The organism is Desulfogranum aggregans (assembly GCF_055398265.1).
The window spans coordinates 1,515,644-1,529,138 of record NZ_AP042447.1 but is presented as its reverse complement, the minus strand read 5'-3'; the positions used below and the strand labels follow the sequence as shown (position 1 = coordinate 1,529,138).

The 13,495-nt window shown below is 52.1% G+C and carries 10 protein-coding genes; 4 read left to right on the top strand and 6 right to left on the bottom strand.

Going from position 1 to position 13,495, the window contains the following annotated elements; genetic code table 11:
* Nucleotides 1–25: 25 nt before the first annotated feature.
* Nucleotides 26–1,444, top strand: a complete 1,419-nt coding sequence (locus ACZ52Z_RS06950; protein WP_464270026.1) for an NADH-quinone oxidoreductase subunit N — start codon at nucleotides 26–28, stop codon at nucleotides 1,442–1,444.
* Between the two features lie 88 nt (nucleotides 1,445–1,532).
* Here the strand turns inward: ACZ52Z_RS06950 and ACZ52Z_RS06945 are convergent, their stop codons facing one another.
* On the bottom strand, nucleotides 1,533–1,748 hold the full coding sequence (locus tag ACZ52Z_RS06945) for a HAMP domain-containing protein (protein WP_464270025.1): 216 nt from the start codon (nucleotides 1,746–1,748) through the stop codon (nucleotides 1,533–1,535).
* 197 nt (nucleotides 1,749–1,945) lie between these two features.
* A complete protein-coding gene (locus ACZ52Z_RS06940) occupies nucleotides 1,946–3,202 on the bottom strand; it encodes a serine hydroxymethyltransferase (RefSeq protein WP_464270024.1) in 1,257 nt (418 codons plus the stop codon).
* A gap of 434 nt (nucleotides 3,203–3,636) precedes the next feature.
* On the opposite strand from ACZ52Z_RS06940, the gene ACZ52Z_RS06935 reads away from it, so the two are divergent.
* The gene (locus ACZ52Z_RS06935; protein ID WP_464270023.1) at nucleotides 3,637–4,380 is read left to right on the top strand and encodes a dienelactone hydrolase family protein; all 744 of its coding nucleotides are present in this window, start codon (nucleotides 3,637–3,639) and stop codon (nucleotides 4,378–4,380) included.
* Between the two features lie 229 nt (nucleotides 4,381–4,609).
* Nucleotides 4,610–5,050 carry a gamma-glutamylcyclotransferase family protein gene (locus tag ACZ52Z_RS06930; RefSeq protein ID WP_464270022.1) on the top strand — a complete coding sequence of 147 codons (441 nt, stop codon included), beginning with the start codon at nucleotides 4,610–4,612 and terminating at the stop codon, nucleotides 5,048–5,050.
* Nucleotides 5,051–5,342: 292 nt separating this feature from the next.
* Here ACZ52Z_RS06930 and ACZ52Z_RS06925 read toward each other — a convergent pair whose 3' ends face one another.
* The 4 genes from ACZ52Z_RS06925 to ACZ52Z_RS06910 all read right to left on the bottom strand — a co-directional run bounded on the left by ACZ52Z_RS06925 (nucleotide 5,343) and on the right by ACZ52Z_RS06910 (nucleotide 9,579).
* The gene (locus tag ACZ52Z_RS06925) at nucleotides 5,343–5,885 is read right to left on the bottom strand and encodes a DUF2058 domain-containing protein (RefSeq protein ID WP_464270021.1); all 543 of its coding nucleotides are present in this window, start codon (nucleotides 5,883–5,885) and stop codon (nucleotides 5,343–5,345) included.
* Nucleotides 5,886–6,025: 140 nt separating this feature from the next.
* Nucleotides 6,026–6,352: a ribosome assembly RNA-binding protein YhbY gene (gene yhbY, locus ACZ52Z_RS06920; protein ID WP_464270020.1), complete on the bottom strand. Its 327-nt coding sequence runs from the start codon at nucleotides 6,350–6,352 to the stop codon at nucleotides 6,026–6,028.
* Nucleotides 6,353–6,435: 83 nt separating this feature from the next.
* On the bottom strand, nucleotides 6,436–7,632 hold the full coding sequence (locus ACZ52Z_RS06915; protein ID WP_464270019.1) for a TraB/GumN family protein: 1,197 nt from the start codon (nucleotides 7,630–7,632) through the stop codon (nucleotides 6,436–6,438).
* A 240-nt stretch (nucleotides 7,633–7,872) separates the two neighbouring features.
* Nucleotides 7,873–9,579, bottom strand: a complete 1,707-nt coding sequence (locus ACZ52Z_RS06910; protein ID WP_464270018.1) for a LysM peptidoglycan-binding domain-containing protein — start codon at nucleotides 9,577–9,579, stop codon at nucleotides 7,873–7,875.
* A 289-nt stretch (nucleotides 9,580–9,868) separates the two neighbouring features.
* Here ACZ52Z_RS06910 and ACZ52Z_RS06905 point away from each other — a divergent pair, with 289 nt between their 5' ends.
* Nucleotides 9,869–13,276: a transglycosylase domain-containing protein gene (locus ACZ52Z_RS06905; protein WP_464270017.1), complete on the top strand. Its 3,408-nt coding sequence runs from the start codon at nucleotides 9,869–9,871 to the stop codon at nucleotides 13,274–13,276.
* The last annotated feature ends 219 nt before the right edge of the window (nucleotides 13,277–13,495 follow it).

Genomic DNA, 13,495 nt, shown 5'->3' with positions numbered 1-13,495 from the left:
CTGAATAAATATGTAGGGCTCTTCTATGATGGCTATTCTTCCCGAACTTGTGCTGACCGCGGGCGCACTGTACTATTTTATTGTCAGCCTGTTTCCAACACCCGGTATCCGCCTGCAACGGTATAGCGGCATGGTAATCGCTCTGGCAGTGTTTTTCGCTGCCTGCCTGACATTTTCCCATGAGGCGACGCTTTTCTTTGGTTCCTACGCTGTAGATCCATTTTCACAGATGTTCAAAGTACTCATCGGTTTTGCTTTTGCCGTGGTGGTTATCTTCGGCCAGCACCTCAAAGGAATCAGTGATGAAGTACGGCCGGAATACACTATGTTTTTACTGCTCAGTGTGCTCGGATTAATGATGCTGGTGAGTTCCGTTGAATTGATTACCATTTTTATCTCCCTTGAACTTTCATCCTTTGCCCTCTACCTGCTGGTCCCTCTGCGCGATGATCGAACCGGCGTGAGGGTGCAGATGGAGGCCGGTATCAAGTACATCCTGTTCGGTGTCATGGCGACAGGTTTTCTGCTTTTTGGGATGAGCTACCTTTTTGGATTGACCGGCTCCACCTACCTGGTCGCCATTGTTCCTGCATTGCATGACCAGGTGCATCAACCGGCGGTGCTGGTAGCGGTGTTGCTAGTCCTGGCTGGCTTTTTCTATAAACTGGCCGTTTTTCCCCTGCATTTTTGGGTCCCTGACATCTATCAGGGGGCGAGCAATGAAACCACAGCCTTTATTGCCACGGTCCCCAAACTCGGGGCGGTGGCTCTGCTTATCCGGTTTATGACCCTGCCTACCGGCCAGCCTGAATTCCTGATTCAGCTTTTCGGTATTGTTGCTGTCTGTTCTATGTTTTACGGCAACCTGAGTGCGTTGGTGCAGACGGATATAAAACGCATGCTCGGATTTTCCGGTATTGCTCATGCGGGATTTATTATGCTTGGTCTGCTGACCCTTGGGTCCGAGGGATACGGCCTGGCTGTCTATTATATAGCGGGGTATGTCCTCATGAACCTCGCCTGTTTTCTGGTTATCTGTCAGGTTTCCCGGGAGGGAGAAAATTTGGCGATTTCCGATCTTGCCGGTCTCTATAAGCGACAGCCATTGTTGGCCATTATTTTGGCCGTCAGTTTGTTTGCCTTAGCCGGTATCCCCCCGTTTGTTGGATTCATGGGAAAATTTTTCCTCTTGACCTCTGCCTTGAAGCACGACCACCTTATCCTTGTGATCCTGGCCGCAATTAACACGGCCATTGCCATCTATTACTATCTTTCGGTCGTGAAAACCGCCTACACTGATGTCCCTGTAAACGATCAAGAAGTTACGGTGGATTACCTTACCAAGGTTACCGGCATTGCGCTGGTCCTGATGATTATGCTCATGGGCGCGCTGCCTGCGAAAATTATCGCAACTGCCGGATCGATCGTTGGAACCATTATGTAGCCGAATACTGTAATAGGCATTCCCGGTTATTTGAAAAAAGGCAGCACTGCAGGTGCTGCCTTTTTTAGTGGTGGCAAGACAAGGGTGATCAGGACTTCTTTATCTGCAGCCAGTTCATGGCCAGGCAAATACCTGTGCACAAACGCTCGATGGTCTGACTGAGCTGTCCTATTTCGTCGTTTCGTTCCACTCCCCTTCTCTTCAGGTCGAGTTGGCCCTGATTATATATATCGGCAAGTTCAGTGAGTCGCCGGACTGGTGCTTTCAGCCACGTGACGACGAGCAGGGTGCTGACCAGAATCATGACCAGGATGGCTACCAGAAGAATCAGGTGTTCTTGACCTGGTAGGCGCTGCGATGGTGGAAATGCAAAAGTGGAGATTGTGCAAGGCCTGCTGGGTGCACACGGGAGAGAGGAGTGATTGATCGTTGCGGGCTTCTTCACCGAAGGGCCGCAGGTTGCGGCCCCTGGTGGAGAAGAGAAGGGCAGGCGAGGAGCCGCTATTTGGCGGCGAGATGTTCCAGTCCGGGGGCCGGAAATTGTGTACAGAGATCAGCCACCTGCTTGGCGATATCTCTTTGCAGGTCTGTGTTTTCAGGATCAGAAACGATCGAGTCAATCCATTTTCCTGTCTGCTCCATTTCTTTTTCCGAAAACCCGCGGGAAGTGACAGCGGCCGTGCCCAGACGTACTCCACTGGGGTCAAAGGGCTTGCGGGTGTCGAAGGGTACGGAGTTATAGTTTAAAACGATGCCGGCAGCATCCAAAGCCTTTGCTGCAACCTTACCGGTAACCTGCTTATTGGTGAGGTCGATCAGCATAAGGTGGTTGTCGGTCCCGCCGGTGACCAGGTTAAACCCTTTTGCTGTCAGTACGGCGGCCAGCCGCTTGGCATTGGCCACCACCTGAGCTGCATACTGCTTGAAGCTGTCGGTGGATGCCTCTTTCAGGGCCACGGCGATGGCGGCAGTGGTGCTGTTGTGCGGTCCCCCCTGAATGCCAGGGAAAACAGCCTTGTCGATAGCTTGGGCATACTCCTGTTTGCACAGGATCATGGCACCGCGAGGTCCGCGCAGGGACTTGTGGGTCGTCGTGGTGACCACGTCGGCATAGGGAATAGGGGAGGGATGTGCTCCACCGGCTACCAGTCCGGAGAAGTGAGCCATGTCAACCAGAAGCAGCGCCCCAACTTCATCGGCGATTTCCCGGAAGACTTTGAAATCAAGTATCCGTGGATAAGCGGAGTGACCGGCGATCAGGATTTTCGGCTGGCATGCTTTGGCCTTTTCCCTGATTGCCGCATAGTCAAGGTTACCGGTTTCCCGGTCAAGACTGTAGGATTCGGCATTGAAGAATTTACCGGAAATCGACACCTTTGAACCATGGGTCAGATGCCCGCCATGAGGGAGCGCCATACCGAGTATGGTATCACCAGGCTTGATAAAGGCCAGGTAGACGGCCAGGTTGGCTGGGGAACCCGAGTAGGGTTGTACGTTGACATGTTCGGCCCCGAAAAGGTCCTTGGCCCGTGCAATTGCCAGATTTTCGATCTGGTCGACGTACTGTTGTCCCTCATAGTACCGTTTACCAGCGTATCCTTCGGAATACTTATTGGTAAAGACCGATCCCGTGGCTTCCATGACCGACGAGGAAACATAGTTTTCCGAAGCGATCATGCGAATTTTACTGGCTTGGCGTTTTTCCTCCTCTTGTATGAGGTCATATATCTGTGAGTCGTGTTGCTGCAGATTTTTCATCTGGTCTCCTTGGCTATGTGGACTTCGAAAATGGCTGAATGAACCGATTAGGTAATCTGAGGTTTGTGCTGCGCGTGCTGATTATTCATCAGGCCGCGAAAGGTCGCCATTATCCGGCGATATATTCTCTGCATTTTCCTTTTGGGGTATGAACAAATAATCTTTCATCTGTATAACAGAGCGGCAGCATAATCAACCCCGTTCTGCATGGACAGGAGAAAAAACAGCTGGAGCTCAGGCATTGCCTGTTTAAGCCGCCTGCCTGCTTACCTGAAGAGTGCACGAACGGCAGCTGTACCCGATCAGTCTTGGTTGATTTTTAACTTGCCGATACTAATGTGTATAGCCAGGAAGAAGGGAGGATGTTCGCATTCAGGAGAGTCAATGCCCCCCCTTCTGTAACGTCATGCTCAATAACCCTATGGAGGCGTATCATGCGGTTACTGGTTATCTTTGGTGTTGTTCTCTGTGCCACCACGCTCTCTTTTGCCGCCGGTCGTGATGTGGAGTACACGGTGGGAGATGAAGTGTTTGAGGGATACTCTATTGCCCAGAAGGTACCGGCGCCCCTGGTGCTCCTGGTTCACGATTGGGATGGTATTACCGACTATGAAAAGCGTCGGGCTGCCATGCTGGCGGATTTAGGGTACTCGGTGTTTGCCATGGATTTGTTTGGTAAAGGTGTTCGCCCAACGGTAAGAGAGGAAAAACAGCGCTTGACCAGAGCTCTCTACAGTGATCGACCCCGCATGCGAAAGCTGCTTGCGGCAGGACTGCAGGCGGCAAGTGATCTTGGTGGTGATGTTGCCAATGCCGTGGTGGCCGGGTATTGCTTTGGCGGGGCATCAGTCCTGGAGTTTGCCCGTTCCGGCGCGAATCTGAAAGGGTTTGTCAGCTTTCACGGTGGATTGGCCACACCGGAAAACCAGAATTATGAGCAGGTACAGGGAACGGTGCTGATTTTTCACGGCACTGCCGATACTGCGGTCTCCATGGACGACTTTGCAGCCCTTGCTCAATCACTTGAACAGAGCGGAGTAAAGCATGAAATGACGACCTACAGCGGAGCACCGCACGCGTTTACTGTTTTTGGAACTGCGCGTTATCGCGAGGGTGCTGATCGAAAATCCTGGGCCCGCTTTCTTCTGTTTCTCGAAGAAGCCCTTGTTGCCAAATAGGAAAAGCCTGTCTGGGGCCCGGTTATCTGTCCTTTGTTTTTTGTTAACGCTCTTGGAAAAAGAGGCGAGTTGCGTTAGAGTGCAGAGTTTAATGCGATGGGCATCATCGAGAGGAGAAGGAGAGAGCATCCAATGGCAGCCATGAAGAAAGTGTCCTGAACGTTTTTCATTCATGGCAGCATGGGAAGCGGTTAAACGCTGGACTTGGTTACAACAGGTAAGGACGGATATGGGAACAGAGTCACTTTTTTGTTACGGCACGTTACAATCGCCACTGGTTATGAAAGCGGTCACCGGCAATGCCTATGATGGGCAGGAGGCCACATTACTTGACTGGGCCAGGTATCGTGTGGAGAAAACAGAATACCCGGGCATTATTCAAGAGCAGGGCCAACGGGTAACCGGAAAACTGTACTGGGGCATCGATGAGGAAGCACTGGAAAAACTTGATGCCTTTGAAGGCGATAAATATGAACGGGTTGTCGTGCCGATAACCCTTGCTGACGGGTCAGTCAAAAACGCCTGGGCCTATGCATTCAAAGATGAATATTTGAATCTGCTTTCTTCTGACCCCTGGGAGTTTGATCGTTTTCTGCAAAACGGACTCGAGCGATTCATTAACTGGTTTGTTGAGGATCGACGAGACCTTTTTGATCGTGGAGATCTCTGAAACAGGGTGACCACACCCTGATCATGTGCGTCGACCTGCTGCGCGAAGCAGCTGGACGCCTGGCCACTCTTTTGTATTTGAGAGTGGCTTTTTTTTTGGGGGGGTGTCCGCTTTGCACCGTGCTGGCGAAAAAAACTCTGCTTCAATCACGATCGCTTGAGGAAGGCTTCGTCATTGTAACAGCGGGACTGGTGAAATTTTCCGGATGATCACCAGGCACCTGCACTGTCCCGCTGTCCAGGGAACTGTTTCGAGGGGGCGGCGTTGCGTTGGAATACAGGGTGAAAGTTGCCTACCACATTAGGTCATCAGGAACCTGGTACTGTGCATAAGGATCATCTTCCATGGAGGGGGTGTTGGCTGGGGAGGCAACCGTGATGAACGAATCGGGATCACGTTCCTTGATTTTTCTTCCTACCTCGACGGGAACGACTGCGTAGCTGTCGTCGGTTTTTACAATAGCTAATTTGCCGGCACTGAGCTGACTGTGTATAGATTCTGAGACAAACAAACGTTGCACCGTTGTGCCGTCGGTGAAGTGGTAGCGGATGCCACCCCCCTCCTCCTTGATTTGGTGTTGCTCGATCATCTGTCTTGCCTGCGCCTGAAGGGCCTTCTTCTCGGCAACCTGCTTTTGTTGTAGATTAAGCTGCCTGTCCCGGGCCGCTTTTTCTGCTTGGGCTTTTATTACCTGTTGCTGGCCGCCTGCTGGCTGAGCCTGCTGCTTGCCCTTTTTCCGCTTTCGCTGTTGGTGGTGTTCTTTTTTTGCCTGCTTGGCTTTTTTTTCATCAATCAATCCAGTTTTTTTCAGTTGATCAACCAAGGAGTTCCCCATAGCTGCAGCCTCAAAGGTGAAAGTGGTATGTAGGAAGGACAGGTTTTTCTCAAGCCCAGTGAAAACACCCTCTACCTTGCAAGCGTTGCCTTTCGTCGAAGGAGCGTGCCTGTGCGTTCAATGTTCATGCGCATTTTTGGCTAGTTCAGCTCAATGCGTTTATCGGCAGCCAGGTCGGGGTTAGGGCGGTAGAGAATGACCATTTTACCGATAAGCTGCACCAGAGCCGACGACGTAGAGCGGGCTAGGGCGTCAGCAGCATCATGCTTGGCGTGCGGGCAATTTTGTCCCAGTTTTATCTTGATCAACTCATGGGCTTTCAATGCGCTTTCAGCCGCCTGTAGGAGAGCGGAGGAGAGGCCCTCTTTGCCCACATAAACGGTCGGCTCCAGGTGATGAGCAAGACCGCGCAGAAATTTTCGTTGTTTGACGCTGAGGGGAAATGGGGAGGAATCGTGGGTATCCATGATGCATTGTTGTTAGTCGGTAGGGTGTCGTGTATTCCTGGTGAAAAAAGCGATGTATCTGTTTGAGGAGTTGAAGTTGCCGATCAGCTGAAAAGATTGGAGACTATTCGGTATCCTCCTACCCAGGTGCCGATACTGGAGCCCAGCCCGGTAAGGATAAAGACCAGAAAAACCCGCAGGAGTTTATTCTTCCACCATCCGGTGAGGGAGGAAATATCCTCTCCCACGCATTCAAATTCTCTGACCACCGGTGGTTTGGTTAAAATTTGGACAAAGGCGCAGACATAACCGGCCCCAATGACTGGAGTAAGGCTGGTAATCGGTGCTGCAGCAAAAGCAGAAAAAATGGTCGCCGGATGAGCCAATGCAAAGAGTGCTCCGATGGCAGAGGGAATGCCATTGGCCAGGACCCAGTAGAGCGCATTTGCACCAGCCTCTCCCATACCTTGTTTCATGCCAATCAGCAGAATGGACAAGATGATAAGTACAGGGATGGACCAGCCGAGTACCTTCCACATCTTGGAAACCGGAGGAATGGTGGAGATTTCATCCATCAGATGACTGTTGTCCTGATGGAGAATCTGTTCGATCCCGGCAGCATGGCCTGCACCAACCACGGCAACGACACGACGGCCCTCGGCTTCCTTTATTTTTTCTGCCATGTAAATGTCGCGTTCATCGATCAGGGCCCGTTTGGTGTCAGGAAAAGTCCGACCTAATTCATCCATTAATTCGGAAAGGACATCCTTGCGCCTGAGCTCGGAAAGCTTTTCTTCGTCCAGTTGGGTTTTATCGAACATACTGGCGAACAGGGTTGCTAGCAGGTAGCTTTTTTTGAAAAAGGAGGTGGCATGCCATGCCCGGCGTAGGGTTACTCGAATATTCCGGTCGCAGAGGCAAACCGGAATGTTTTCTTTTTCAGCAGCCTGGGCGGCGGCAAGCAGTTCTGTTCCGGGAAGGACGCCCAGTTGACCACCGAGTTTTTTCTGGTACGAGGAAAGGATCAGGTTGACCATGAGTGTGGAGAGCTGCTTATTGCGAACCACCTGCTTGAGATCAAGGTTTTCCCACCGTTGACGTTTTGAAAGCGCATCAAATCGTTTTTCATCTAGTTCAATGCACACCATGTCTGGTTTTTCCGTGGCAATGATCTCCTCCACCAGGTTAGCTGATTCTTGGGAGATATGGGCGGTACCTACAAGCAGTATGGTTTTTTGGTCGTGCTGGATGGTGGTGACATCCTGTGCATACTCACCACGAGGAAAGGGTATGTCGTTCATGGAATATTTCCGAAAAAACACCCTGGTCGGCTAACCGTCCAGGGCGAGCATTGAGCGGGTTGATGAGGGGAACGTCAGTGTCTGCTTACCTTTGGCTACAGTATAAAGACGATTGTTCGGGATTGCAATACAGGGTGAAAGGGAATTATACCCACTCGTAGGCAAAAAATGCAGACAATGGCGATGAAGAAATGGTACAGGCCTGTTTCAGGCGGCCGCAGATAGAGGGCAGCTGTGCTGTTACCCCTTCTTCACTACCAGACGGGTTCCGGGATGAATCAGGTTGGAGGCCAGGTTGTTCCAGCGACGCAACTGTTGGGCGGAGACCTGAAATTTTCTGGCAATGGTCCACAGGGAATCACCATTCTGTACTTTATACCATGTCTCACGGCTGTTCAGCGTGGTTTCTGACCATTTTTTCTGTCCCTTGAGGATAACCACTGATTGGGCGTTGGTAGAGGAGTTGGCCAACATAACCTCGGAGGCGGCATAGGGAGAGGGGCTGTGGAGAAACAGGGCCAGGTTATCACCGGCCCGGATTTTGCGGACGTTGGTGATGTCATTCCACTGCATGATTACCTTGACCGGCACATCATACTGCTTGGAGATTTTCGAGAGCGTCTCACCCCGTTTCAGGGTATGGAGGATCATACGGCCATCCTTACCGGCCGCAGCAAACCGACTCTCGGGTGTTTCCCCTTCAGCCAGCAGGATGTACTTCGTGGTGCGGTAGGGGATGCGCAGGCGTTGCCCGCCTTTGAGCGCTGCCGTCCTCAGGTTGTTGGCCTTAAGCAGGATAGTTTTATTGATTTTATACTTTCTGCACACGGAGGTTATGGTATCGCCTTTGCGAACGGTATGGGTCGTGTAGGCAGTGGTGATCACCGGATGGAGACGATCCAGGTTGCGGGCAACGAGGTTTTTGGTGCCCTCGGGTATACGGAGGACGTAATCTTTTTTCCCCGGCGGAGTCTGGTTTTTACGCAGTTCATTGTTGAGCTTACGCAGACTTTTGACCGAGGTGTGGGCAGTAACCGCGACTGCTGCCAGATCGGTTGCCGGAGGCAGGGTAATGACATCGTAGGATTCAGGCTGTTTGTAGGGAATGTCAGTAAATCCATATTTGGCTGGATCTCGAGCGATGAGAATGGCTGCGATCAGCTTGGGGACATATCGCTTGGTTTCCAGGGCAAGGTACCGATGACTTGCCAGTTCCCAGAAATCTCGGGTATTGTAGCGCTTGATAGCCCTGGCGATTTTCCCTTCTCCGGCGTTATACGCGGCAACCGCCAGGTACCAATCGTCAAACTCCTCATGCAGACAGGACAGATACTCGATGGCGGCAAGAGTTGCCTTTTGCGGATTTCTACGCTCATCGACCCAGTTGTTAATCCGCAAACCATAATTCTTTCCCGTTCCTCGGATAAATTGCCACAGGCCGGCTGCATGTGCACTAGAGTAGGCGGAGGGATTGAATCCCGATTCAATCATGGCCAGATAGACCAAGTCAAGCGGAAGCCCTGCCTTTTTCAGTTCTGCCTCAATATAGGGTTGGTACTGAGTTGAGCGTGCCAGCCAGCGGCTGAAATGCCGACGCTGCTTGCCCTGAAACTGATCCAGGTAAAATTGGACCTGTTTATTGATGGTGATCGGAAAATCATAGGTGACAGTCTCTTCCTCGGCAAGTGCAAGGTCATTGCCTTTGAGGGGTTCCCAGGAGCCGGTTTTTTCAAGAGCTGCCAGCTCTTCTGCCAGATTTTGGGCCGGTTGTTCTATTTCAAGGTAGGAAATTTCTTCAGCCGTAGGTGCATCAATGTCCTCTTCTTCATTGAACAGAGAATGAAAGGCCTGCGTGTCTTGAAGGGAAGTGATGGAACTGCAGGCTGTGAGCAGTAGAAGACAGAGAGGAAAGAGGCAGCAGGAAACGATGCGGTAGTATGAGGTCATGAAATCCGGTGTGTGAGGCTATGCTGATATTTCTTTGAAATCATATTGTTTTATTTTTAATCAGCAGTATGATTGGACCGCTATCGGCACAACCTTGACTTTCTTACCACTTATTGGTTATTTTTTACAAGGAAAATTGTACGGTTAGGTGTTTTTTTTCGGTAGCGTTGAAAGTTGATCGTTTTTTTCCACCGCTGGCTCGCCCGATCGCATGTGTGCACCAGGATTGTGCTACAATGTGTGCCCTTGTGCATTGGCAGGGGTGAATGACACTTCTCCACATAGAGTTATGGCGAAATTCATAAAGTTTTTCTTGGTGAGCCTGATGGGGCTCGCTCTGCTCATTGCGGCCGCAATTTCAGGCGGTCTCTACTATCTGGTCGTCGTCAACCCGGGAGAGGAGGTTGAAGAAGAGTATATCGAAAATATTCTCGGCAGGGAAAGTCCGGTGTACTATCGTGACGGGAGGACCAAACTTGGCGTGTTGTTTCAGGATGTTCATCGGCAGTATCTCCCTTTTGAGGCGCTTCCCAAACATTTTGTCAACGCCATCGTCGCAGCTGAAGACGACGGTTTTTTTTCTCACTACGGGGTAGATATTCCGGGCATTGTTCGCGCCATGATAGCCAATATCCGCGCAGGACGAGTGGTGCAGGGCGGCAGTACCATCACCCAGCAGACAGCAAAGAATCTGTTCAAACGTTCCTCTCGGAGCTACAGAGCGAAACTCAAGGAGCTCCTCTACGCCTTGCGCCTGGAATATCGGTATTCCAAGGAAAAGATACTTGAATTTTACTCCAATCAGTTCTTTGTCAGCGGTAATGGCCATGGGGTGGGCGTTGCTGCAAGGTATTATTTTAACAAAGAGCCCCAGCAGCTTACCCTGCTGGAATGTGCGTTTATTGCCGGGAGCGTCAAGCGTCCCAATTACTACAATCCCTTTACTAAACGAAATCAGGCGGATCCTGTGGCTGCCCGGAAGAAGGTGGATGAACGCGTCGGTTATGTGCTGCAGAGAATGGTGCAGGCCGGCATGCTTTCCGAGGAAGAGTATGCCGCCGCCATTCATAGTGATGTTGCATTTGAACGGGGAAAGATGACCTACCGTCTCAACACCTCCATGGACCTGGTCAAAGATGGACTGCGCACTAATGTCATTCAGCAAGCCCTGGAGGAGCACGGGGTATCCAATGTTTCCACTTCCGGCATTCGGGTAGTGACCACTATTGATCAAAATATCCAACACCAAACCCTGTATGCCTTGCGCCAGCATCTTTCCCGACTTGATGCCCGTCTCCGCGGTTATGCTCGGCAGGAGGTTCAGGACGAATACAGTGAGCTGGAGTATGGAGGGGATTCTGAGCTGCGGCAGGGGGCTTTCGTTTTTGGCGAGATTACCCAGATACTGGATGATCCGCAGACCGGCGTGCAGATGACTGTTGACATTGGTGAGGGAAAAGCCACCGCGTTGGTTGACGAGGCGGGGATTGCAGGCCTGGTTGCCGAGCTTGCCCGTTATTCGCGAAATCGCTGGGCGCAGCCGGAAAAAAAAGATCGCCGTAATCTCCTGCAGCAGCTGCAGCTGGGTGATATGGCGTATATCAGCATTCGAGAAAGCAGAGAAGGCGGTATGTTTGCAGCCGACCTGGAGCGTTTCCCCAGGGTTGAAGGCGCGGCTATGGTCTTACAGCAGGGGGCCGTGAGGGCCATGGCGGGAGGAATGTCCGATCGGTATTTCAACCGTGCCGTTGACGCCAGGCGGCTGATGGGTTCAACCCTGAAACCCTTTGTTTTTGCAGCGGCCCTCCAACTGGGGTGGAGCACTGTTGATCTGCTGGATAATCGGCGAAACGTTTTTGTGTTCATGAATACACCCTATTATCCACGGCCGGATCACCGGAGTCCGCACGATTGGGTTTCCATGAGCTGGGCTGGTGTAGAGTCGGAAAACCTTGCGGCAGTTTGGCTGCTCTATCACCTGACAGATAAGCTGTCACCCATACAGCTGGGCGAGCTTGCCGACCATTTAGGGATGGCACCGCAGGCGGAAAATGGCAAGGTGGAGCCTTATCAACAGTATAAGCAGAGGATTCGCGATCGATTGGGGATCGTCGTCAATCGCCGCGTTTTGGAGCAGGCCGCCTTTGATAAGGCCAAAAAAGCCCTTCGTGCGGATTTTTTCTTTGACAACCGGATTGCTGAGTATCGACGCCTGGAACACATGGAATACGGTGGAGCATTCGATCGCTTTGCTGAGGAGATTCAACAGCAGCTCAGCGACGGGTCCTTAAACACACGGGCGCGCAGCGAATTGCAGTTACGGCAGAAAATCCTTCAGCGGAGTTTTGTCCGCGTGGAAGAGATTGTTCGCCTGTTTGAAGCGTACCGGCGTTACGTGGAAAATCAGGCCGGCTCTGCAGAGGGAATTTATGGCAGAACGCTGCCAGCGCAGCAAAGCTATCCCCAGGGATTTTTGGTGCAGGACGCGGAGGGCGAGGTGCATTTTACCCTCAAAAGGACAGATGCATTTCCCGAAGGGTGGAAGCGGTGGCCCATGGATCAGGTTGTGAGCTTTGTCCAGTCCCTCAATCGGCAGCAGCAGGAAGGCTTCTGGGCTGGGGTGCAAATGGAGGATTTGCTTTCCATCCGCTCCTACCGGCAGCTCAAGGACCAGATGCAGCGCGAAGCAGCGCAGCTGTTTTCCCAGCAGCCCTACTCCCTAGACGTGTTGATGGAGGTGCGCGACTTCCGTGTAATGCTCGGGCTGCGCTACCTTTTACGCCTGGGCCAAGCCTGCGGCATTCGCAGCCAACTGGAGCCGGTGCTCTCCTTTCCCCTTGGGTCCAATGTTATCACCCTGCTGGAGGCGACCAGGTTGTATGAGACGCTGGTGACCGGCCGATTATTTTCTGCTGGCGGCAAGGCGCTCGAAGGGAACGATGAAGACCTGTTCGACCGGGAAGGTCTTGCCGTTATTGAGCGGATCGAGGCCCCGGACGGGGAGATTATCTATGAGCAGAGCGTTGTCCCTGAGCGTGTGTTTGACGGACAGACTGCTGCTGCGATTTCCAATATCCTGGAGAATACAGTGCTGCATGGAACGGGGAAATTCGCACGGGATAGCGTTCGTCTGCACAGCAGCGACCCGGAACGTGAACAGGAGTTGGCTGCTTTGAATGTTTCGGTGCCGATGTTGGGAAAAACCGGTACAGCCAACCGATATAGAAACGCTACCTTTCTTGGCTATGTCCCGGTACTGGAAGGCAACGGGAATACCATGCTTTCTCTCCAGGGGGGGTACGCGGTGGGGGTGTATGCCGGATACGATACCAACGCCCCTATGGTTAGGGGAAGCAACAGGATAAGTGGAGCACAGGGAGCATTACCGGTGTGGAGTAAGGTGGCTGATACACTGCTGCAGAGTGAACGGACCGGGGACCGGGTGGATCCGATTGACCTTGCGTTTAACGGGCTGGTGTTGAGATATCCTGCACAGGGACAGATTTTTTTACCGGTTGACCCTGAACAAGGCGGAAAACTGCGCAGAGGCGATGGCGGGTTGCGGCAGGAGGTGGCCCCTTCCTGGTCCAGCATTCTCAGCTATGGACAGTTTCTCGGAGGGGACAGCCATTTTGAACCGGAACGCGCATTTCGTCCGTTCTGGAGAAATGAAGCAGGGGACCACAGCTGGCAATAGGGGACAGGGCGCAAGAAAAACAAGCTGTTGCTCGCTGGAGGGTGTTCTTTCGCCGGATTCCTTAGTGGAGCAACAAGGTGGTAGCGCCATTGATCATACTGCAGTTAATCAATCCGTTGCCAGCCCAGCAGGTGTGCCTGAGTATACATTAATGCATGGGTGTAGTGCCTTGAATAACAAAACATATGCTCAACTCAGGCTCTGGGCCGTCATGGTATG